17 protein-coding genes and 1 riboswitch are annotated in these 21,335 nt (G+C 72.5%); of the genes, 12 read left to right on the top strand and 5 right to left on the bottom strand.

Annotation, left to right across the window (positions count from 1 at the left end):
- Positions 1–33: 33 nt before the first annotated feature.
- From ACFCZ1_RS37205 to ACFCZ1_RS37195, 3 genes are read right to left on the bottom strand one after another with little or no spacing between them, the layout of a single operon-like run.
- Entirely contained in the window at positions 34–1,443 is a 1,410-nt protein-coding gene (locus ACFCZ1_RS37205) for a DUF2079 domain-containing protein (RefSeq protein ID WP_376682737.1), read from the bottom strand.
- A gap of 56 nt (positions 1,444–1,499) precedes the next feature.
- Positions 1,500–1,874 (bottom strand): type II toxin-antitoxin system VapC family toxin, encoded by a 375-nt coding sequence (locus ACFCZ1_RS37200; RefSeq protein ID WP_376682736.1) that lies wholly within the window; start codon positions 1,872–1,874, stop codon positions 1,500–1,502.
- Complete coding sequence (locus ACFCZ1_RS37195) at positions 1,871–2,140, bottom strand: type II toxin-antitoxin system Phd/YefM family antitoxin (protein WP_376682735.1); 270 nt, start codon at positions 2,138–2,140, stop codon at positions 1,871–1,873. The genes ACFCZ1_RS37200 and ACFCZ1_RS37195 overlap by 4 nt, the downstream gene beginning before the upstream one ends.
- 218 nt (positions 2,141–2,358) lie before the next feature.
- Here ACFCZ1_RS37195 and mfd point away from each other — a divergent pair, with 218 nt between their 5' ends.
- From mfd to ACFCZ1_RS37180, 3 genes are all read left to right on the top strand, one after another.
- Complete coding sequence (gene mfd / locus ACFCZ1_RS37190) at positions 2,359–5,943, top strand: transcription-repair coupling factor (RefSeq protein WP_376682734.1); 3,585 nt, start codon at positions 2,359–2,361, stop codon at positions 5,941–5,943.
- Between the two features lie 258 nt (positions 5,944–6,201).
- Positions 6,202–6,795, top strand: a complete 594-nt coding sequence (locus ACFCZ1_RS37185) for a hypothetical protein (protein WP_376682733.1) — start codon at positions 6,202–6,204, stop codon at positions 6,793–6,795.
- On the top strand, positions 6,792–8,297 hold the full coding sequence (locus tag ACFCZ1_RS37180) for a protein kinase (protein WP_376682732.1): 1,506 nt from the start codon (positions 6,792–6,794) through the stop codon (positions 8,295–8,297). The genes ACFCZ1_RS37185 and ACFCZ1_RS37180 overlap by 4 nt, the downstream gene beginning before the upstream one ends.
- Here ACFCZ1_RS37180 and ACFCZ1_RS37175 read toward each other — a convergent pair.
- Positions 8,285–10,669, bottom strand: a complete 2,385-nt coding sequence (locus ACFCZ1_RS37175) for a YfhO family protein (RefSeq protein ID WP_376682731.1) — start codon at positions 10,667–10,669, stop codon at positions 8,285–8,287. The two genes, ACFCZ1_RS37180 and ACFCZ1_RS37175, sit on opposite strands and share 13 nt — an antisense overlap.
- A 224-nt stretch (positions 10,670–10,893) precedes the next feature.
- On the opposite strand from ACFCZ1_RS37175, the gene ACFCZ1_RS37170 reads away from it, so the two are divergent.
- Together ACFCZ1_RS37170 and ACFCZ1_RS37165 are read left to right on the top strand one after the other, a co-directional pair.
- Positions 10,894–11,517 carry a SurA N-terminal domain-containing protein gene (locus tag ACFCZ1_RS37170; RefSeq protein ID WP_376682730.1) on the top strand — a complete coding sequence of 208 codons (624 nt, stop codon included), beginning with the start codon at positions 10,894–10,896 and terminating at the stop codon, positions 11,515–11,517.
- Between the two features lie 56 nt (positions 11,518–11,573).
- Positions 11,574–12,584: a nucleoside triphosphate pyrophosphohydrolase gene (locus ACFCZ1_RS37165; protein WP_376682729.1), complete on the top strand. Its 1,011-nt coding sequence runs from the start codon at positions 11,574–11,576 to the stop codon at positions 12,582–12,584.
- A gap of 22 nt (positions 12,585–12,606) precedes the next feature.
- Here ACFCZ1_RS37165 and ACFCZ1_RS37160 read toward each other — a convergent pair whose 3' ends face one another.
- Positions 12,607–13,788, bottom strand: coding sequence for a globin domain-containing protein (locus ACFCZ1_RS37160; protein WP_376682728.1), 1,182 nt, complete (start codon positions 13,786–13,788; stop codon positions 12,607–12,609).
- A gap of 151 nt (positions 13,789–13,939) precedes the next feature.
- Between ACFCZ1_RS37160 and ACFCZ1_RS37155 the strand changes: the two genes are divergently transcribed.
- The 7 genes from ACFCZ1_RS37155 to ACFCZ1_RS37125 all read left to right on the top strand — a co-directional run bounded on the left by ACFCZ1_RS37155 (position 13,940) and on the right by ACFCZ1_RS37125 (position 21,239).
- The gene (locus ACFCZ1_RS37155) at positions 13,940–15,244 is read left to right on the top strand and encodes a cytochrome P450 (protein WP_376682727.1); all 1,305 of its coding nucleotides are present in this window, start codon (positions 13,940–13,942) and stop codon (positions 15,242–15,244) included.
- Between the two features lie 103 nt (positions 15,245–15,347).
- Positions 15,348–16,397, top strand: coding sequence for a transglycosylase family protein (locus tag ACFCZ1_RS37150; RefSeq protein WP_376682726.1), 1,050 nt, complete (start codon positions 15,348–15,350; stop codon positions 16,395–16,397).
- 275 nt (positions 16,398–16,672) lie between these two features.
- A riboswitch (cyclic di-AMP (ydaO/yuaA leader) is annotated at positions 16,673–16,845 on the top strand.
- Positions 16,846–16,848: 3 nt separating this feature from the next.
- The gene (locus ACFCZ1_RS37145) at positions 16,849–17,556 is read left to right on the top strand and encodes a transglycosylase family protein (RefSeq protein ID WP_376682725.1); all 708 of its coding nucleotides are present in this window, start codon (positions 16,849–16,851) and stop codon (positions 17,554–17,556) included.
- Positions 17,557–17,828: 272 nt separating this feature from the next.
- The gene (gene eno, locus ACFCZ1_RS37140; RefSeq protein WP_376682724.1) at positions 17,829–19,115 is read left to right on the top strand and encodes a phosphopyruvate hydratase; all 1,287 of its coding nucleotides are present in this window, start codon (positions 17,829–17,831) and stop codon (positions 19,113–19,115) included.
- A 91-nt stretch (positions 19,116–19,206) separates the two neighbouring features.
- Positions 19,207–19,695: a septum formation initiator family protein gene (locus ACFCZ1_RS37135; protein WP_376682723.1), complete on the top strand. Its 489-nt coding sequence runs from the start codon at positions 19,207–19,209 to the stop codon at positions 19,693–19,695.
- A 48-nt stretch (positions 19,696–19,743) separates the two neighbouring features.
- Positions 19,744–20,280 carry a DUF501 domain-containing protein gene (locus ACFCZ1_RS37130; protein ID WP_376682722.1) on the top strand — a complete coding sequence of 179 codons (537 nt, stop codon included), beginning with the start codon at positions 19,744–19,746 and terminating at the stop codon, positions 20,278–20,280.
- Positions 20,277–21,239 carry an exopolyphosphatase gene (locus tag ACFCZ1_RS37125; protein ID WP_376682721.1) on the top strand — a complete coding sequence of 321 codons (963 nt, stop codon included), beginning with the start codon at positions 20,277–20,279 and terminating at the stop codon, positions 21,237–21,239. Before ACFCZ1_RS37130 ends, ACFCZ1_RS37125 begins: the two co-directional genes overlap by 4 nt.
- Positions 21,240–21,335: the final 96 nt, after the last annotated feature.

The following is a 21,335-nucleotide window of genomic DNA, read 5'->3' as shown; positions in this document are numbered from 1 at the left end:
GTCCGGGACCACGGGTCCCGGACCGGCGCCTTGTCATTCGTGGCGCATCAGGACGACGCCGCCGGCCTCGCCCACGAGCTCGAAACGCTCACCGGGATGCAGCTGCCGGGCATAGTCGGTCGGGTCCTCGCCGACCCACTTGGAGGAGTTGTCGAGGGTGATCCAGTCGGGGACGACGCCCTTGCTGCCGCCGATCCACAGCACGCGGCAGCGGGAGGTCAGCCGGGTCAGCGGCCCGGTGTCGGCCTCCACCGTCGCCCCGTCGGGGATCCGGGCGAGGAGCTCCTCGATCGCGGTGACACGGGCGGGCTTCTCGTACGTACGGGCCTGCGCGAGCTTCTCGGTCGGCAGGCTGGTCACGCTGAGCGCGAGGCCGGCGGCGAGGACGGCGGTCGGCAGCTGGAGGGCGTACGCGCGCAGCCAGGGCCGCTCGCCGCGCCGGGCGGTGTCGATGGCGTCGACGAGGGCGAGGGCCACGACGGGCATGAGGACGGCGCTGTAGTGCCAGTCGGTGGACCAGTAGTGGTCGTCGCCGGAGAGGAACCGCCAGCCGAGGGTGGGGGCGGCGACCAGCAGCAGCGGCGAGCGCAGGGCCAGCAGCCCGGAGGTCGGGATCAGCACCCAGGCCAGGGTGGTGAGCTTGGTGCCGATGCCGTCGAGGGGGCCCGCGCCGTGGATCTTGTCCCAGTAGCCGTAGCCCGCCGTGGCGAAGGCCGGTATGACGACGGTGAACACCAGGACGGCGAGGACGGTGGCCGCCACGGCGACACCGAGGGCGGCCGCGGCGGTCCGCCGGTGGGTGGTCCGGGCCCGCCAGGCGACGACCACGGCCAGGGCGGCGAGGGTGAAACCGAGGTCCTCCTTGACGAGGAGCAGCGGCAGCCCCCACAGCAGCGCGGCCCGCCAGCGCCGGGCGAGGACCGCCTCCAGGGCGAAGGCCAGCAGGGGGACGGCGAAGGCGATCTCGTGGAAGTCGAACTCGACGGCCCGCTGGATCCCCCAGGACAGCCCGTACGCGATTCCGACGGCCAGCCCGCGGGGCCGGCCGAGGAACCGCCCGGCCGCCCTGGTGACCGGGACGGCGGAGAGCGCGAAGAGCGCGGCCTGCGCGACGAGCAGGGTGATGGGGCCGGGGAAGATCCGGTAGACGGGGGCGAGCGTCGCGATGACCGGGCTGAAGTGGTCGCCGAGGATGTTGGCCCCGGGCCCCTTCAGATCGGCGACGGGCTCGCGCAGGTGCGCGTAGGCGCGGATCGCCTGCTCGAAGATGCCCAGGTCCCAGGAGGCCCACTCCATCCGCCGGAACCGCCCGACGGACAGCACGAGGTAGACGAGGAACAGTCCCCCGGCCACCGCCCAGGGACCGGACCACCGGCGGCTCGCCGCCTTCACGGCGACCGTGGCCGCCGGCGCGGCGGGGCGGGCTATCGCATCGCTCGTCACGGACTTGTGCTCCCTGGGCCGGTGGCGTCTCTCCGGCGGAAAGCGTCGCGGCGAGCTCAGACGGTCAGTACCGGGACATCGTAAAGCGGGATGAACGTGTCGCGCGTGACGAGGGTCAGCCCTTCCGACTGGGCCTGGGCGATCAGCATGCGGTCGAAGAGATCCCTGTGGTGGAGGGGCAGCTGTCCCGCCCGGATGCCATGGAGCGCGGTGACCGGTAGCGGCCTGAGCTGGCAGTCCCTGGCTCGCTCCGGCAGGTCCTCCGGGCCGTCGAGCTTGCCGAGAGCCTGCTTGACCGCGAGTTCCCAGGGGGTGACCGCGCTGACGTATGCGAGGCGCTCGGTGTCGAGCAGGTCCTTGACCTCGTCGGACAGCTGCGGCGAGTCCGTCAGCCACCACACGATGACGTGAGTGTCTGCCAGGAGCTTCACTCGGCGGCCTCGGCGTGGGGGAGCAGTCCGAAAGCCTCGGCGAAGCCGGTGTCGTCGGACATGTCGTCGAAGTCGTCGGCGAACACCACGGGCTCCCGGACGGATCCTCGCGAGGTCCGCAAGACCTTCCCCGCGAGCGGGACCACCTTGGCGACGGGCTCCCCCGCCTTGCTGATGATCACCTCCTCGCCGGTGGCGACCGCCTCCAGGATCTTGGAGAAGTTCGTTTTCGCCTCGTGGACGTTGTACTGCCGGGCCGCTTCCATGGGGACTCCTGCGACAGGGACGACAGGGACGACAGGGGTGGACTAACCACTGGACCAAGCGTAAGGGGATCGGTCCGGTGGGCGCCGGCTCCGTCACTCCCACGGGTGACCCGAATCCCCCGCGCGTGGGGCCCGGGGGCGTCGTAGGGTGGGAACCCCCGGCCCGCGAGCGTGTCGGGCCCTTCGCGTTGCCCCCTCACCGGATGGAAAGCCTCTACATGAGCCTGCACGGACTGCTCGACGCCGTCACCCGGGACCCCGCCCTCGCCGAGGCGGTCACCGCGGCCGGGGACGGCAACCGCATGCACGTGGACCTGGTCGGCCCCGCCGCCGCGCGGCCCTTCGCGATCGCCGCGCTGGCCCGCCAGACCGGGCGGACCGTCCTCGCGGTCACCGCGACCGGGCGCGAGGCCGAGGACCTGGCCGCGGCGCTGCGCTCGCTCATGCCCTCGCCCGACGAGGTGGTGGACTACCCGTCCTGGGAGACGCTCCCGCACGAGCGGCTCAGCCCGCGCAGCGACACCGTGGGCCGCCGGATCGCCGTACTGCGCCGCCTCGCGCACCCGAGCAAGGACGACCCGGCCGCCGGGCCCGTCTCCGTCGTCGTCGCGCCGATCCGCTCCGTGCTCCAGCCGCAGGTCAAGGGGCTCGGAGACCTGGTACCCGTGGCCCTGCGGCAGGGACAGGGCGTCGACCTCGGCGAGGTGACGCAGGCGCTGGCGGCGGCCGCGTACGCCCGCGTGGAGCTCGTCGAGAAGCGCGGCGAGTTCGCCGTGCGCGGCGGCATCCTCGACGTGTTCCCGCCCACCGAGGAACACCCGCTGCGCATCGAGTTCTGGGGCGACGAGGTCGAGGAGATCCGCTACTTCAAGGTCGCGGACCAGCGGTCGCTGGAGATCGCCGAGCACGGACTGTGGGCCCCGCCCTGCCGTGAGCTGCTGCTGACCGACCAGGTGCGGGAGCGGGCGGCGGCCCTCGCCGAGGAACACCCCGAGCTCGGCGAGCTGCTGAACAAGATCGCCGAGGGGATCGCCGTCGAGGGCATGGAGTCCCTGGCGCCGGTCCTGGTCGACGACATGGAGCTGCTGATCGACGTCCTGCCCGCCGGGGCGATGGCCGTCGTGTGCGACCCCGAGCGGGTACGGACCCGGGCCGCCGACCTGGTCGCCACCAGCCAGGAGTTCCTGATGGCCTCCTGGGCCGCCACCGCGGGCGGCGGCGAGGCCCCCGTCGACGTCGGCGCGGCCTCGCTGCGCGGCATCGCCGACGTACGCGACCACGCCCGCGAGCTCGGCATGATGTGGTGGTCGGTCTCCCCCTTCGCCGCCGACGAGACGCTGACGCATGCCGCGGACGCGGCGGGGGCCGGCGGCACGCTGACATCAGCCGGCGAGCCGGCGGTGCTGAAGCTCGGCATGCGCGCCCCCGAGGCCTACCGCGGCGACACCGCCCGCGCGCTCGCCGACACCAAGGGCTGGATCGCCGACGGCTGGCACACCGTCTACCTCACCGAGGGCCACGGCCCGGCCGCCCGCACCGTCGAGGTGCTCGGCGGCGAGGGCATCGCGGCCCGCCTGGAGGCGGACCTGGGCACGCTGGAGCCGAGCATCGTGCACGTGGCCTGCGGCTCGATCGACAACGGCTTCGTCGACCCGGCCCTGAAACTGGCCGTCCTCACCGAGACCGACCTGACCGGGCAGCGCACCGCCACCAAGGACCTCGGCCGGATGCCGACCCGGCGGCGCAAGACGATCGACCCGCTGACCCTGGAGGCCGGCGACTACATCGTCCACGAGCAGCACGGCGTCGGCCGCTACATCGAGATGGTCCAGCGCACCGTCCAGGGCGCGACCCGCGAGTACCTCCTCGTCGAGTACGCCCCCGCCAAGCGCGGCCAGCCCGGCGACCGCCTCTACATCCCCACCGACCAGCTGGAGCAGGTCACCAAGTACGTCGGCGGCGAGGCCCCGACCCTGCACCGGCTCGGCGGCGCCGACTGGACCAAGACCAAGGCGCGCGCGAAGAAGGCGGTCAAGGAGATCGCCGCCGACCTCATCAAGCTGTACAGCGCGCGCATGGCGGCCCCCGGCCACGTCTTCGGCCCGGACACCCCCTGGCAGCGCGAACTGGAGGACGCCTTCCCGTACGCGGAGACGCCCGACCAGCTCACCACCATCGCCGAGGTCAAGGAGGACATGGAGAAATCCGTCCCCATGGACCGGCTGATCTGCGGCGACGTCGGCTACGGCAAGACCGAGATCGCCGTGCGCGCCGCTTTCAAGGCGGTCCAGGACGGCAAGCAGGTCGCCGTCCTCGTCCCCACGACCCTCCTCGTGCAGCAGCACTTCGGCACCTTCTCCGAGCGCTACAGCCAGTTCCCCGTGAAGGTGAAGGCGCTGTCCCGCTTCCAGGGCGAGGCCGAGTCCAAGGCCACCCTGGAGGGTCTGCGCGAGGGCTCGGTGGACGTGGTCATCGGCACGCACCGGCTCTTCTCGCAGGAGACGAAGTTCAAGGACCTGGGCCTGGTCATCGTCGACGAGGAGCAGCGGTTCGGCGTCGAGCACAAGGAGCAGCTGAAGAAGCTCCGCGCCAACGTCGACGTGCTCACCATGTCCGCGACGCCGATCCCGCGCACCCTGGAGATGGCGGTGACCGGCATCCGCGAGATGTCGACGATCACCACCCCGCCGGAGGAGCGGCACCCGGTGCTCACCTTCGTCGGCCCGTACGAGGAGAAGCAGATCGGCGCGGCCGTCCGGCGTGAACTGTTGCGCGAGGGCCAGTGCTTCTACATCCACAACCGGGTCGAGTCCATCGACCGGGCGGCGGCCAAGCTGCGTGAGATCGTGCCCGAGGCGCGGATCGCGACGGCGCACGGCCAGATGTCCGAACAGGCCCTGGAACAGGTCGTCGTGGACTTCTGGGAGAAGAAGTTCGACGTGCTGGTGTCGACCACCATCGTCGAGTCCGGCATCGACATCTCCAACGCCAACACCCTGATCGTGGAGCGCGGCGACAACTTCGGCCTCAGCCAGCTGCACCAGCTGCGCGGGCGCGTGGGCCGGGGCCGCGAGCGCGGGTACGCGTACTTCCTGTACCCGCCGGAGAAGCCGCTGACCGAGACCGCGCACGAGCGGCTCGCGACGATCGCCCAGCACACCGAGATGGGCGCCGGCATGTACGTGGCGATGAAGGACCTGGAGATCCGCGGCGCGGGCAACCTGCTCGGCGGCGAGCAGTCCGGTCACATCGCGGGCGTCGGCTTCGACCTCTACATCCGCATGGTCGGCGAGGCGGTGGCCGACTACCGGGCCGCCGTCGAGGGTGGTGAGGAGGAGGAACCGCCGCTGGACGTCAAGATCGAGCTGCCGGTGGACGCGCACGTCCCGCACGACTACGCGCCCGGCGAGCGGCTGCGCCTGCAGGCCTACCGGTCCATCGCCTCGGCGAACTCCGAGGCGGACGTCAAGGCCGTACGGGAGGAGCTCAACGACCGTTACGGCAAGCTGCCGGAGCCGGTGGAGAACCTGCTGCTGGTGGCCGGGCTGCGGATGCTGGCGCGTGCGTGCGGGGTCGCCGACATCACCCTGCAGGGCCCCAACATCCGCTTCGGGCCGGTGGAACTGCGCGAGTCGCAGGAGCTGCGCCTGAAGCGGCTCTACCCGGGGGCGGTGCTCAAGCCCGCCACCTCGCAGGTGCTCATCCCGCGGCCGAAGACCGGCAAGATCGGCGGGAAGCCGCTGGTCGGGCGGGAACTGCTGGCCTGGACCGGGGAGTTCCTCGCCACCATCCTCGGCTCGTAGGTCCCCGGCCGGCGGCGGCCGGGGACCTACGGGTTCCCGGCCGCCGCCGGTGCGTCGCGGCCGCGTCGCGGGAGCCTCCGTCCCGTTCGCGGCGGTACGCACGGTTGGGGTGATCCGCTCACCGGGGTCCGCACCCCGCGGTCCGGACCGCCTCTGCGGCGACCGTGCAACGGTTGGGCCCATCCCCTCACCATGGCCGGAATCGCTGTATACGCTCAGACCCTGAAACCCTTTCCGCACGGCCTGTCAGGAGCACCGATGCACGGCCCCGGCTACCCGCCGCAGCATGGTCACCAGCCCGGTAACGGGACCGTGGTGACCCTGCGCGTGCTGTTCTCGCTGCTGCCGATCCTGAGCTGTGGCTTCCTGGCCTGGGCCTCGATGCTGAGGCTCGCCATCGTGACCCGCGCGACCCGCGACTGGATGCTGCTCGGGCTCAGTGCCGTGCTGTCCGTCAGCTGGCTCGTGCTGATCGGCCTCGACCCGACCCCCGACACCGACGGCTGGCAGGGCAACACCGGCGCCTTCGGCACCCTCCTGACCGGCTTGGCGACCTGCGTGTACTTCCTCGTCGCCGACATCCGGCACTACGAGAGGCGGGCGGCCGTCCCGACCGCGCAGTGGTACCCGGCGCAGCCCGCCCGCCCCGCCTACGGCTACCCGCCCGCCCAGGCTCCCGCCCCGGCGCCCCTGCCCCCGCAGGTCCCGCCGCAGCCGACCCCGCCCCCGCGCATCGGGCAGGTCCGCGCCGAACTCGACGAGCTCAGCGAGCTGCTGCGCAAGCAGACCCCGCCGCCCGGCGGCCCCTACCAGGACCCGAACACGACCGCGATCCAGGACCCGAACCAGTGACCGACCGGCTCATCGGAGACCGCTACCAGCTGGCCTCCATCCTGGGACAGGGCGGCATGGGGCAGGTCTGGACGGCGTACGACAAGCGCCTGGACCGCCGCGTCGCCGTCAAACTGCTGCGCCCCGACAAGGTCGCCGGACCCGGCACCGTCGCCGAGGAACTGCGCCGCCGTTTCGTGCGCGAGTGCCGGGTCACGGCGCAGGTGGACCACCCCGGTCTGGTCACCGTGCACGACGCGGGCAGCGACGGCGACGAGCTGTTCCTCGTCATGGGATACGTCGAGGGCACCGACCTCGCCGACCACCTCGCCCAGCACGACCCCTACCCCTGGCAGTGGGCGGTCTCGGTCGCCGCGCAGCTGTGCTCGGTCCTGTCGGCCGTGCACGCGGTGCCGATCGTCCACCGCGACCTGAAGCCCCGCAACGTGATGGTCCGCCCGGACGGCACCGTCCTGGTCCTGGACCTCGGTGTGGCCTCGGTGATGGACACCGACACCACCCGCCTCACCAGTACCGGCACGCCGATCGGCAGCCCCGCGTACATGGCCCCCGAGCAGGCCATGAGCGGCGCGGTGGGCCCGTACACCGACCTGTACGCGCTGGGCGTGCTGCTGTACGAACTCCTCAGCGGAAACGTCCCCTTCGCCGGGTCCACCGCCCTCGGCGTGCTCCACCGCCACCTGTACGAACCCCCGGCCCCGATCCGCCCGAAGCGCCCGGAGATCCCGGCGGAGCTGGAGGCGGTCCTGCTGCGCCTGCTGGCCAAGGACCCGCAGGACCGCCCCGCCTCCGCGCAGGAGGTCTACGAGGCGCTCGCGCCGCTGCTGCCCGTCCGCGGCAGCCGCACCCCCACGGGCCACCTCGACCCCACCCGCCCCTTCCTGCGCCCGCACGCCCCCTGGCCGGACCGGGCCACCGTGATCCCGCCCCAGCCGACGTCCCCGCCGAAGCCGGTGGCCGACATCCCCGGCGCCGTGGACGAGGCGCGCAAGCTGCTGGACCAGGGGCAGCTGACCCAGGCCGGTGACATCCTCGGCGGCATCCTCCCGGCCGCCGCCGCCCAGCACGGCGAGCACTCGCCGGTGGTCCGCTCCCTGCGCAAGCAGTACGCCGCCACGCTGATGGACGACGGCCAGTACCGCCGCGCCCTGCCGGAACTGCGCCGCCTCGCCGACGAGTTCCCGGCCGGAGACCCCCAGTCGCTGCGCTTTCGCTACGACTCGGCGCAGTGCCTGGAACAGCTCGGCGAACCGGCCGCGGCCCTGGCCGAGTACCGTTCGCTGCTGCCGCTCTTCGAGAACCACTACGCCAACCCGGACCCGGGACTCCCCCTGGAGGTCCGCCGCCGCATAGCGCACCTGCTGCTCTCCCTCGGCGACCGGCAGGCGGCCCACGACACCCTGGCCCGCCTGCTGTTCGACGCGGAGCGCCTGCACGGCCCGAACCACCCCTTCCCCGGGGAGGTCCGCCGCACCCTGCACTGGCTCGGTCAGGTCCGCTGACGCCGTCGGTGCCGCCGCCGGCCGAGGGCGAGGCCCGGCACGACCGCCAGGGCCAGTGCGCCCACCACCGCGCCCGGGAGGAGCCCCGGGGGGCGGAAGGCGCAGTCGAGGCGGGTGGTGCCCGGCTCCAACGGGAGGGCGACCAGGCCCAGATGCGCCGACGCCGGGCGGCCGTTGCAGGTCCACCCCGCGATCGCGGGGACCGACAGGACCGCCGTGCCCGTGCTGCCCGGCGGGAGCGTGGCCCGGACCCGCGAGGAGCCGACCGTGACCGAGGTGGCGGCCGTGGCGCGCAGCCGGTCCACGGCCTCGGCCAGCCGGCCCCGGTCCAGGCAGGACAGCGTCCACCGCGCGGGCGCGGCCCGGTCGAAGACCAGCGGTGAGGACTCCCCGCGCGAGACGCCCAGCGGCTGGACGGCCGCCCGGTTGCGCGGGGCGTTGCCGTTCAGCCGCAGTGGAGGGCCGTCGGCGAGGCGGGCCGTCGCGTTGTACTCCGGCGCCCACAGGTAGGCCTCCGTGCCTGCGCGGCAGACCCCCGGCGCCGCCGGGTCCTCGTACACCCGCGCGCCCAGCAGCAGTTCCTGGTTGGCGAAGGGGGAGTCGCCGTAGGCGGCGGGGGTGCCCGGCGGCCGGGTCGTGACCAGCGGGGGGACCTCGGCGCGGGCGACCGTACCGTCCGGCCGCAGCCGGGCGCCGACCGCGAAGACGGCGTCCGTCACCGGGTTGTCGATGCTCTGGACGTTGCGCCCGCGCGAGGTCCAGCCCGCGCCCAGCGCCACCATCGTCCGGGTGAACACGTCCGGGGTGTGGCTGCTGTAGTACGAGCCGCCCTCACCGCCCAGCAGCATCGGGTCGTTGCCCGTCAGAGCGGGACGGCCCGGGTCGGTCCGGTACGCCGGCCAGTCCTCGGCGCCGGCCAGGGCCTCGGCGCGCGCGGTGTGCGCCGCGGACCAGGACGGGTAGTCGTCGAGGCCGCCCAGCTTGCCCTTGTGCCCGTACGCGGTCGTCGCGGCGGCCTGCCCGACGAGTACGGTCAGCAGCACGACCGCCGGGAGCGCCGGGCGGCGGTGGCGCAGCCGCAGCGCCCACCAGGACGCCGCGGCCAGCGCCAGCCCGCCGCCGAAGAGCACGTACCCCCACGTGGTCGTCAGGGTGCTCCCGCGCGCCCACAGCGCCGCGGCCGCCAGCAGGCCCGCTCCCGCCGCCAGCGCGCGCGGCCCCGGCGGCCTGGCCGCCAGCCCGGTCCAGGCGGCGAGCACGGCGATCCCGGCCAGCACGAACGTCTGCCGGTACGGGCTTCCGTTCGGGGTCGCGAACAGGTGCCAGGCCAGGTGCGTCGGCGCCCACTGGAGGGAGAGCGCCACGGCCGCCGTCAGGCCCGACCACGCCAGCCGGGTGCGCGGCGGTACGGCCCGGTGGAAGGGGAGCGCCGCCACCAGCAGCAGGGTCCCGGTGCCCAGGAAGACGGCGGGGGAGGAGAAGGAGTACGTGGCGGGCAGCAGCCGGGCGAACAGGTCCGCCCAGGACACCGGCCTGAACTCCTTGACCCAGCCCGGGTAGGCCTGCCCGGAGCTGAGGAACAGGGGCACCAGGACCGGCGCCGCGAGCGCGATCCCCAGCACGGTCGTCGCGGCCCCCCGCCCGATCACGGCCAGCCGGGTCGCCGCCCCCTCGCGCGTCAGCAGCACCCGTACCAGCAGCACCAGCGCCGCACCCAGCGTCGCCATGTAGGCGGTGTAGAAGTTCGCCGTCCAGCAGACGGCCACGACCAGCGGCGCGAGCACGATCCGCCGCCCGCGCAGGGCCCATTCCCCGGTCAGGCACAGCAGGGGGAAGGCGATCAGCCCGTCGAGCCACATCGGGTTGTAGGAGGCCTCGATCACCGACCAGCCGCACAGTGCGTACGAGGCCCCGAGCAGGCCCGCCGCCCACCAGGCCCCGCGGCGCTGCGTGCGCAGCAGCCAGGTCATCGCCGCCGCCGCGGCCGCCGTCTTGAGGACGGTGACCACGTACACCGCGAGGTCTATGCCGTCGCGCGGGAAGAGCCCGATCAGGACGGAGAACGGGCTGGTCAGGTAGGTCCCGAGGTCGGGCAGGAAGCTCGTGCCGTATCCGGACTGCCAGTTGACCAGCAGACCGCCCCGCGCGCGGCCGTGCAGGAGGTCCCACAAGTGCGCGTGGAAGGGGACGAACTGATTGCCGAGGTCGTTGACGCTGCGGTGGCGCGGGCCGTACGGGAAGACGCGGGCCACGGCGTCCCCGGCGCACACGGCCACCACCGTGAGCAGGGCGGCCAGGGCCGAGCCGAACAGGCTCGGGCGGCGCGGTGGGTGGCACGGCGAGCCGTGCGGCGAGCGGTGCGGTGTCGACATGGTGGGCCGACCCTGGCAGCGCGGGAGGACCGGAGGGTGGCCGCGGAGTGACTCCGGCACGAACAACCGCGCACCCCGACACCCCGACACCCCGACACCCCGACACCCCGACACCTCGGGAATCGTTGGTCGAACAGGTGGCCCGGACCACCGCGACCTCATACCATCGATCACCGCACGGCCCTTGTGCACCGACGCACAATCTCCCGGCCCTGGAGGCTCCTTTGCACCGTCGCACAGCGCTCTCCGTCTCCGCCGCCCTGCTCCTGGCGGCCCCTCTGCTGGCCGCCTGCTCGGGCGAAGCCCGCCCCGGTACCGCGGCCGTCGTCGGCGGCGAACGCATCACCACCTCCGCACTCCAGGCCCAGGTCAACGACGTGCGCGCGGCGCAGAACCGGACCGGGCAGGCCGCCGCCGAGCTCATCGCGAGCACCCCCAACCTGGAGCGGGAGCGGCTCGACTCGCTCCTGCAGAACCGGATCATCGACAAGATGGCCGCGACGGCCGGGATCACCGTCTCCGCCAAGGAGATCGAGGACGAGCACAAGGCGTACGTGGAGGACAACAAGGGAGCGGAGCAGTTCGAGGCGCTGCTCCTGCAGAAGGGCCACATGGCCCCCGGCCAGGTCGACCGGTTCCTGCGCGACCGCGTGCTGCTCACCAAGCTGGCCGCCAAGTACGGCAACGGGAAGCTGGAGGAGCCGGCCCGGGCCGCCGCGAAGGCCCTGCGCATCGAGGTCAACCCGCGCTACGGCGCCTGGGACGCCCAGCAGATCAAGCTCGGCACCGGGGAGACGCCCTGGATCACCCAGCGGACCCGGCCCGAGCAGGCACCCGCCGGAGCCTGATACCGCCCGGGGCCCCTCCGGGCCGGAGCCCGGCGGAACGGAGGTAGGTTCGGAGGGTGACCGACCACGCCCCCTCCGAATCCACCACGGCCGAGCCCACCGGCCGCATCGTCCTGCTGACCACCAGCCACCGGGTCGCCCCCGGCGTGCTGTCCTGGCCCGCGTGGCAGGCCCTGCACGCCGCGGACCGGGTGGTCTGCGCCGACCCCGGCCACCCGCAGCTCCCGTACCTGCGGGAGGCGGGCGTCGAGGTGGTCCACGAGAGCCCGGAGGCGCACGCGCTGGTCGAGGCCTGCGCCGGCGGCCGCACCGTCGTGGTGCTCCCGGGCGGCGAGGGCGACCAGCGGCTCACCGACGGGCTGGCGCGCCTGGCCGGCTCGGGCCGGGTCGCCATGCCCGACCTGGAACTGCTGCCCGGCTCCTACGACCTGCCGGGGGCCCGTCTGCTCGACCTGGTCCAGGTGATGGACCGGGTGCGGCGCGAGTGCCCGTGGACCTCGCGGCAGACCCACCGGGGGCTGGCCAAGTACGCGATCGAGGAGGCGTACGAGCTGGTCGAGGCCATCGAGGACGGCGACCGGGAGGAACTGCGGGAGGAGCTCGGCGACGTCCTGCTCCAGGTGGTCTTCCACGCCCGGATCGCGGAGGAGGGAACCGGGGACGCAGGCGACCGCGACGAGGCGTTCTCCATCGACGACGTGGCCGGGGCCCTGGTGGAGAAGCTGATCCACCGCCACCCGCACGTCTTCGGCGACGCGCAGGCCGAGACTCCGGAGGACGTCAGCGCCCACTGGCAGCGCACCAAGGCGGCCGAGAAGCGGCGGGAGTCCGTCACGGACGGGATTCCGGTGGGCCAGCCCGGCCTCGCGCTCGCGGCCAAGCTCGCGGGCCGGGTCCGTGCGGGCGGCGTGGCCGTGGAACTGCCCCGCGGCGAGGGCATCGGGTACGAGCTGCTGGCGCTGGCGGCGCGCGCCGAGGCGGAGGGGATCGACCCCGAGACCGCGCTGCGCGCGGCGGCCCGCGCCTACCGGGACGCGATCCGTGCGGCCGAGGGCGTCGGCGAGTAGCCCTCAGCAGCGGCAGGACGTCTCAGTCGTCCCGGGGCGCGCGGCCCGCGGGGTTGTGCCAGTGCGGTGACGGGCGGTTCAGGAACCATTCCCCGAAGCCCAGCGGGCGGCCGTCCGGGCCGTGGCCCCTTCCGGCGGCGGGGACCGCGTCGTGGAAGATCCGGCCGGGGCGGGCGCCGAGCTCCTCCAGGAGGTACGCGGTCTCCTCGACGAACGGCGGCGGCCCGCTGAGGTAGACGTCCTGGTCCGGCCACAGGGCCCGGTTGCCGAGCGCGGTGGCCAGCCGGTCGGTGGCCTGGTTGCGGTGCCGCCCCGGGGCGGGCGTGATGTAGGTGACGCCGAGCCAGTCGCGGGCGGCGGCCCACTCGTCGATCAGCGGGCGGTCGTAGAGGTGGGCCGGGTCCCGCCCGACCACGAAGAGCCGCACGTCCTGATCAGGAGGGTGCTTCCCGAGATCCTCCAGCATGGCCCGGACCGGAGCCCAGCCGGTCCCCGCGGCGATGAAGCAGGCCGGGCGGTCCGCACGGCGGAAGGTCAGCTTCCCGCCGGCGGCGGCGAGCCGCAGGCTGTCGCCCGGCCGGACGTCGCGGACCAGGGCGGTGCTGACCCGGCCCCGCTCGATCCGGCTGACGTGCAGGTCCAGGGTGCCGTCGGCGCGCGGTGCGTTGCCGATGGAGTACGTGCGCCAGGTCCGCGGGACCCGCTCGCAGCTCACGCTCGTGTACTGGCCGGGTACATAGGGGAAGGGTGCGTGCGGTTCCAGGGTCAGCACGCCGATGTCCTGGCCGTACCGGAGGTGGCGCACGACTTCGGCGTCCCACCAGGGCGGGTCTTCGCTCGCGGCGGCGCCGGCCGTCATCGCGTCGGCGATCACCTGGTACGCCTCGCTCCAGGCCTTCTCCACCATCGGCGTCCACGCCGATCCGGAGGTCGCCGCGAGGGCGGCGAGCAGGCTTGTCCCCACGGCCGCGTAGTGCTCGGGGCGGGCCTGGAACTTGCGGTGGTCGCGGCCCAGCTCGTGGAGATAGGGGACGAGGGTCCCCTTCTCCAGACGGGCGATCACGTGGGTGAGCGCGGCGAAGAGCCGGTCCCGCTGTCGCTCCAACTCCTCGAAGGAGGACGGGAAGAGCTCACGGATGCCGGGGTTGTGCCAGAACAGGTGGGAGTAGAAGAACTTGACCGCGTGCTCGGCCCGTCTCTCCACTACCGCGAAGCTGCTTTTCAAGATCCTCACATCCACAAAACCGAAAGTAGGAATGTCGGGGAAGGCGAGGTCAAGTGATGGCGGATCTACGGACAGCCGCGACGAACCACCCATATGGGATCGCGGCCGGATGCCGGGATACGGTCAGCAGGTGCATGAGCAGACTCCCGCAGCCCCCGCCGACAGCCCTTCGACCCCCCCTTCCGGCCGGGGACCGACCCTGTTCGACTGGGAGTTCGCGACCGATCCCTACCCGGCCTACGCATGGTTGCGCGAGCACGAGCCGGTGCACCGCACCAAGCTCCCCAGCGGGGTCGAGGCCTGGCTGGTCACCCGGTACGCGGACGCCCGCCAGGCCCTCGCCGACCAGCGGCTCAGCAAGAATCCGGCCCACCACGCGGAGCCCGCGCACGCCAAGGGCAAGACCGGGATCCCGGGGGAGCGCAAGGCGGAGCTGATGACGCACCTGCTCAACATCGACCCGCCGGACCACACCCGGCTGCGGCGGCTGGTGTCGAAGGCCTTCACCCCGCGCCGGGTCGCCGAGTTCACCCCGCGCGTGCAGGAGCTCACCGACCACCTCATCGACAAGATCGTCGAAAAGGCGGGGGGCGCGGACAGGGGGGAGGCCGATCTCATCCACGAGTTCGCCTTCCCGCTCCCCATCTACGCCATCTGCGAGATGCTCGGCGTACCGCGCGAGGACCAGGACGACTTCCGCGACTGGGCCGGGATGATGATCCGGCACGGCGGTGGTCCGCGCGGCGGGGTCGCCCGCTCGGTGAAGCAGATGCGGACCTACCTCGGTGAACTCATCCACCGCAAAAGGGACGATCTGGGCAATGACCTGATCTCGGACCTGATCCGGGCGAGCGACCACGGCGACCACCTCACGGAAGCCGAGGCCACCGCCATGGCTTTCATCCTGCTTTTCGCCGGTTTCGAGACCACCGTGAACCTCATCGGCAACGGCGTCCACTCCCTCTTCATGAACCCCGGCGAGCGCGAGCGGCTCCAGCGCTCCCTCGCCGCGGGCGAGAGCGGCCTGCTGGAGACCGCGGTCGAGGAACTCCTGCGCTACGACGGCCCGGTGGAGCTGGCCACCTGGCGGTTCGCCACCGAGCCGCTGACCCTCGGCGGGCAGCCGGTCGCGGCCGGGGACCCGGTCCTGGTCGTCCTGGCGGCCGCCGACCGCGACCCCGCGCGGTTCGCCGAGCCGGACACCCTCGACCTCTCGCGCACCGACAACCAGCACCTCGGGTACGGGCACGGCATCCACTACTGCCTGGGTGCTCCGCTCGCGCGACTTGAAGGACAGACGGCGCTTGCGACTTTGCTCACGCGTCTGCCGGATCTGGAACTCGCGGTTCCGCCAACTGACCTTCGCTGGCGGGGTGGTCTGATCATGCGTGGCCTGCGCACCCTTCCCGTGCGCTTCACACCCCGAAACATCTGAAGGCCCGCTGACCGGGAGTCAGCCGACGACCCGAGTTGTGACAATCGTTCGAGGGCCGCTAGGTTCTGCCGTTACCCAGCCGTTATGCGAAAGGTGCAGCCTCATGCGTTCCGGGAACGGCCGTCACAGACGCCCCCGTCAGGTGCCCGCGATAGTCGTCACCGCAGGAGTCACAGGCTCCGCGCTGGCCCTGCCGCTTCTTGCCGCCACCAACGCCTCCGCGGCCGACACTTCCACGTGGGACAAGGTCGCCGAATGCGAGAGCGGAGGCAGCTGGAGCGCCAACTACGGCAGCGGCCAGTACGGCGGCCTCCAGTTCACCCAGGACGAGTGGCAGAGCGCCGGCGGCTCCGACTTCGCCGAGCGCGCCGACCTCGCGAGCCGGTCCCAGCAGATCGCCGTGGCCGAGCGCGTACTGGCCTCCCAGGGTCCGCAGGCCTGGCCGCTGTGCGCGGCGTCGGCCGGACTGGACGGGCAGAGCCCCGCCGCTGCCGTCGACCCCGGCCTGCCCGGCGGTCCGGTCAAGACCGGCCCGGCGCCCTCCCGCCCGGACAGCGCCGTGCCCTCCACGGGGAACGGAAAGCCCTCCACGGACTTCGGCGCCCCGACGCCCGCCCCGAGCCCGTCCGCCACCCCGCCGTTCGTCGTCCCCGACGGCCCGCTCGCGCCCTCCCTCGGGCTGCCCGTCATGCCCTCGCCGGACGAGGTGACGCCGACCCCGGCCGACCCGGGCACGCCGACCGCCCCCGTGGACCCGAGCGCGCCCACCACGCCCCCCGGCACCCCCGGCCAGCCCCCGGTGACCCCGGCCGACCCGACGGCGCCCACGACTCCGGGCACCACGCCGGACCCGACGGCTCCGGCGACCCCCGGTGCCCCGGGCGCCTCCACCGACCCCACCGCGCCGCCCGTCACGCTGGCCGAGGGCGGCGGCAAGCACCGCGGAGCCCCCGCGGCCGAGGCGCCGGTCACATCTGATGCCGCGTCGGACCCCTCGTACACCGTTCAGGCGGGCGACAGCCTGGCCACCATCGCGGATGCCAAGGGGGTCAAGGGCGGCTGGAAGGGGCTCTACGCGGCCAATGAGCAGGTCATCGGCGGGAACGCCGATCTGATCAAGCCGGGCCAGAACCTGGATCTAACCGCTCAATAAGGGCACTTCGGCCACCCGGAAAGAGTTGATTGTCGGTTTTCTGCAAGTGAGACATGTGTCTCTTCCGGTCAACTGGCGTGTCTTGTCCCGGGGCTTCCGCAAACCCCGCCCTCACCTGCGCAAATCTCCTTACGGGGAGCGCAAGTAGGGGCCGTTTCTCCCCGATGGCGGTCGTTGAACATCGGGGAGGGACGTGTCTACCTTCTGAATCGCTCGCCACCGCGAGCTCCTTCGACCGCATCGCCGAATCCTGCCGGCGGACGGGGGGAACAGTCGTCGCGCAAGCGCCGAAGGCAGGAGCGGGGGAACCAAGGTAGGCGCCGGGAGCGGCCGTTGAGAGACGGTCACGCCACCGGCTAGGGGTTAAGACGTGCGCTAGGTCGCACGGCCGGGCAACTCACTCGCCCGAACCCGACAGCTCACCTCGTAGGCGTCGGTGAGGAGAAACTCCATGCTGCTTTCCGGCAAGGGCAAGCACCGCCGCGGTACCGCCATCGAGCGGACCGCCCGCATCGTCACGCTCGCCGGTGTCGCCGGTGTGGCCGTCGCCGCCCCCCTGATGGCCGCCGGCTCCGCGAGCGCCGCCACGTCCTCCGAGTGGGACCGCGTCGCGCAGTGCGAGTCCGGCGGCAACTGGGCCATCAACACGGGCAACGGCTACTACGGCGGCCTGCAGTTCTCGTCGTCGACCTGGGCCGCGTACGGCGGCAAGTCGTACGCCGCGCAGGCCAACCAGGCCTCGAAGTCGCAGCAGATAGCCATCGCGGAGAAGGTCCTCAAGGGCCAGGGCAAGGGCGCCTGGCCGTCGTGCGGCGTGGGTCTGTCGAACTCCTCCTACACCGGCGGCGGTGCGGCCGAGACTCCGAAGCAGACGGAGAAGAAGACCGAGACCAAGAAGACCCAGCCGAAGAAGACCGAGCCGAAGAAGGAGACGAAGCGCTCCGAGGCCCCGGCCCCGACGACCCGCTCCGAGCGCTCCGAGGCCCCGGCCCCGAAGACCGGCAACGGCTCGTACGAGGTCAAGTCCGGCGACACCCTGGGCACCATCGCCGAGGCCAACGGCGTCAAGGGCGGCTGGGAGAAGCTCTTCGAGCTGAACAAGGACATCGTCTCGGACGCCGACCTGATCTTCCCGGGTCAGAAGCTGAAGCTCAGCTGAACGCTGCGGCAATAGCCGCAGCGGTCGCGGCACCACGCACCACCCCCACCGCCCGGCGCGTCTCCCCCCACGCGCCGGGCGGTGGTGTGTGCGGCGGCAGACCCTCCGTCATCCGGGGGCGTATGTCCCGGAAGAGGGGTATTCGGGCCCTTTTTCGTCCCAGGGACCGAGCGGTCGGCAGGGTGAGTGCTCGGATCCGGTTAGGCTCTAGTCGGCAAGGCCATCCCACGGCCTGACGCCACCGCACACCCAGCGTCACATCCCAGAAGGAGATGCTCGTGCCGTCCATCGACGTCGTCGTAGCCCGGGAAATCCTGGACTCCCGAGGCAACCCCACGGTCGAGGTCGAGGTGGGCCTCGACGATGGCAGCACCGGCCGTGCTGCTGTTCCGTCCGGCGCCTCCACCGGTGCATTCGAGGCCATCGAGCTCCGTGACGGTGACCCCAACCGTTACATGGGCAAGGGTGTCGAGAAGGCCGTCCTCGCCGTCATCGAGCAGATCGGCCCGGAGCTCGTCGGCTACGACGCCACCGAGCAGCGTCTGATCGACCAGGCCATGTTCGACCTGGACGCCACCGACAACAAGGGCTCGCTCGGCGCCAACGCCATCCTCGGCGTGTCCCTCGCCGTCGCGCACGCCGCGTCGGAGGCCTCGGACCTTCCGCTCTTCCGCTACCTCGGCGGTCCGAACGCGCACCTGCTGCCCGTTCCGATGATGAACATCCTCAACGGTGGGTCGCACGCCGACTCCAACGTGGACATCCAGGAGTTCATGATCGCCCCGATCGGCGCGGAGTCCTTCTCCGAGGCGCTGCGCTGGGGTGCCGAGGTCTACCACACCCTCAAGAAGGTCCTGCACACCAAGGGCCTCTCCACCGGCCTGGGCGACGAGGGCGGCTTCGCCCCGAACCTGGAGTCCAACCGCGCCGCGCTCGACCTCATCATCGAGGCCATCAAGCAGGCCGGCTACACCCCGGGCAAGGACATCGCGCTCGCGCTCGACGTCGCCGCGTCCGAGTTCTTCAAGGACGGCAAGTACGAGTTCGAGGGCCAGTCCCGCTCGGCCGCCGAGATGACCGACTACTACGCCGAGCTCGTCGAGGCGTACCCGCTGGTCTCCATCGAGGACCCGCTGTTCGAGGACGACTGGGCCGGCTGGAAGACCATCACCGACCGCCTCGGCGCCAAGGTCCAGATCGTCGGCGACGACCTCTTCGTCACCAACCCGGAGCGCCTGGCCCGCGGTATCGAGGAGGGCTCCGCGAACGCCCTGCTCGTGAAGGTGAACCAGATCGGTTCGCTGACCGAGACCCTGGACGCCGTCGAGATGGCCCAGCGCAACGGCTTCAAGTGCATGATGTCGCACCGCTCCGGTGAGACCGAGGACGTCACCATCGCCGACCTCGCCGTCGCCGTGAACTGCGGCCAGATCAAGACCGGCGCCCCGGCCCGCTCGGACCGCGTCGCCAAGTACAACCAGCTGCTGCGCATCGAGGAGATCCTCGACGACGCCGCGGTGTACGCGGGCCGCAGCGCCTTCCCGCGCTTCAAGGGCTAATCACGCCCTTGCCTCCGTACGTCCCCGCACTCGGTCCCGTACCGTGTGCGGGGACGTATTGCGTAGTGCGTACACAGGGGAGGCGGGACCAATGGCCGGGAACCGTGATCGGTTCTCCACCTTCTCGACCGCGACCAGGCTCAAGCAGCTCGGCGAGCGGACCGCCGCCCACGTCTACCGCTCGCAGTCGCGCCGCCAGGTCCGCCGCAGCCGGCTCACGGGCCGCGCGGCCCTCCTCGTGCTCGTCCTCTGTACGCTGGTCGTCGCCCTCGCGTATCCGATGCGCCAGTACGTCTCCCAGCGCTCGGAGATCGCGGAGCAGCAGCGGGCCGCCGCCGCCGCGCGGGACCGCCTGGAACGGCTCCGCGACGAGAAGGCCCGCTGGCAGGACAACGCCTACGCGGAGCAGCAGGCGCGCAAGCACCTGCACTTCCTGCGACCCGGGGAGATCGGCTACATCATGACCGACCCCGGGGCGCAGGGCGCCGAGCGGCACCGGACCGGCAAGGCCGGCTCCGACCGCCCCTGGTACTCCAACGTCTGGGACGGCGTCGACAAGGCCGACCGCCCCGGCGACTGAACCAGTCCACCCGTCATAGAACCGCGAACGAAGAGACTTCCTCCAGGCATGCAGACGCCCCCGCCCCAGACCGACCGGACCGAGCCGACCGACGCGGACATCGAGGCGTTCGAGCAGCAGCTCGGCCGCCCGCCGCGCGGGCTGCGCGCCATCGCGCACCGCTGCCCCTGCGGCCAGCCGGACGTGGTGGAGACCGCGCCGCGGCTCCCCGACGGCACCCCCTTCCCGACGCTGTACTACCTGACGTGCCCGCGCGCGGCCTCCGCGATCGGCACGCTGGAGGCCAACGGCGTGATGAAGGAGATGCAGGCCCGGCTCGCCGAGGACCCCGAGCTCGCCGCCGCCTACCAGGCCGCGCACGAGGACTACATCCGGCGCCGCGACGCCATCGATGTGCTCGAGGGCTTCCCGAGCGCCGGCGGGATGCCGGACCGGGTCAAGTGCCTGCACGTGCTGGTCGGCCACTCCCTGGCCGCGGGCCCGGGCGTGAACCCGTTCGGCGACGAGGCCCTGGCGATGCTGCCGGAGTGGTGGGCCAAGGGCCCCTGCGTCACGCCGTGCGGGGACAAGAAGGACCAGGCATGACCCGGGTCGCCGGCATCGACTGCGGTACGAACTCCATCCGGCTGCTCGTCGCGGACTACGACCCCGCGACGGGCGAACTGGTCGAGCTGGACCGGCGGATGATCATCGTCCGCCTCGGCCAGGGTGTGGACAAGACCGGCCGCCTCGCACCGGACGCGCTGGAGCGCACCTTCGCCGCCTGCCGCGAGTACGCGGCGGTCATCAAGGAGCTGGGCGCCGAGCGGGTGCGCTTCGTGGCGACCTCGGCCTCCCGGGACGCCGAGAACCGGGACGAGTTCGTCCGGGGCGTCCTGGACATCCTGGGCGTCGAGCCCGAGGTGATCTCCGGCGACCAGGAGGCGGAGTTCTCCTTCACCGGCGCCACCAAGGAGCTCACGGCGCACGAGCACCTGGAGCGGCCCTTCCTCGTCGTGGACATCGGCGGCGGCTCGACGGAGTTCGTGGTCGGCGAGGAGCACGTCCGGGCGGCCCGTTCCGTGGACGTGGGCTGCGTCCGGATGACCGAGCGCCACCTGGTGGCGGACGGCTCGGTCACCGACCCGCCGACCGAGGCGCAGATCGCCGCCGTACGGGCCGACATCGAGGCGGCGCTGGACCTGGCGGCCGAGACGGTCCCGCTGGCCGAGGCCCGCACCCTGGTGGGCCTGGCCGGCTCGGTGACCACGGTCGCCGCGATCGCCCTCGGGCTGCCGGAGTACGACTCGGCTGCCATCCACCACTCCCGGATCTCCTACGACCAGGTCCGCGAGGTCACCCGCCGGATGCTGACCTCGACCCACGCCGAGCGCGCGGCGATCCCCGTGATGCACCCGGGGCGGGTGGACGTGATCGGCGCCGGCGCGCTGGTCCTGCTGGCCATCATGGAGCGCATCGGGGCCTCGGAGGTCGTGGTCTCGGAGCACGACATCCTCGACGGCATCGCGATCAGCGCCGCGGAAGAGGCCGGGGCCGCCGGGTAGTGCCCCTCCGCATCGCCTGACGGCGGCGCCCCGGTCACCCGGCCCGGGGGGCCGCCCCCCTATGGGGCCCCCCCCCCAATTAAACAACCCCCCGGG

It is taken from the genome of Streptomyces sp. NPDC056224 (assembly GCF_042267665.1).
Lineage (GTDB): Bacteria > Actinomycetota > Actinomycetes > Streptomycetales > Streptomycetaceae > Streptomyces.
Note: the sequence above shows the minus strand (reverse complement) of the source record. Positions and strands in the feature narration are given on the sequence as shown.

What these genes read in the sequence shown, in the direction of transcription:
- ACFCZ1_RS37135 (WP_376682723.1), top strand. Translation starts at nt 19,207, where the DNA reads ATGGCCGGGAACCGTGATCGGTTCTCCACCTTCTCGACCGCGACCAGG.
- ACFCZ1_RS37145 (WP_376682725.1), top strand. Translation starts at nt 16,849, where the DNA reads ATGCTGCTTTCCGGCAAGGGCAAGCACCGCCGCGGTACCGCCATCGAG.
- eno (WP_376682724.1), top strand. Translation starts at nt 17,829, where the DNA reads ATGCTCGTGCCGTCCATCGACGTCGTCGTAGCCCGGGAAATCCTGGAC.
- mfd (WP_376682734.1), top strand. Translation starts at nt 2,359, where the DNA reads ATGAGCCTGCACGGACTGCTCGACGCCGTCACCCGGGACCCCGCCCTC.
- ACFCZ1_RS37175 (WP_376682731.1), bottom strand. Translation starts at nt 10,669, where the DNA reads ATGTCGACACCGCACCGCTCGCCGCACGGCTCGCCGTGCCACCCACCG.
- ACFCZ1_RS37130 (WP_376682722.1), top strand. Translation starts at nt 19,744, where the DNA reads ATGCAGACGCCCCCGCCCCAGACCGACCGGACCGAGCCGACCGACGCG.
- ACFCZ1_RS37195 (WP_376682735.1), bottom strand. Translation starts at nt 2,140, where the DNA reads ATGGAAGCGGCCCGGCAGTACAACGTCCACGAGGCGAAAACGAACTTC.
- ACFCZ1_RS37125 (WP_376682721.1), top strand. Translation starts at nt 20,277, where the DNA reads ATGACCCGGGTCGCCGGCATCGACTGCGGTACGAACTCCATCCGGCTG.
- ACFCZ1_RS37150 (WP_376682726.1), top strand. Translation starts at nt 15,348, where the DNA reads ATGCGTTCCGGGAACGGCCGTCACAGACGCCCCCGTCAGGTGCCCGCG.
- ACFCZ1_RS37185 (WP_376682733.1), top strand. Translation starts at nt 6,202, where the DNA reads ATGCACGGCCCCGGCTACCCGCCGCAGCATGGTCACCAGCCCGGTAAC.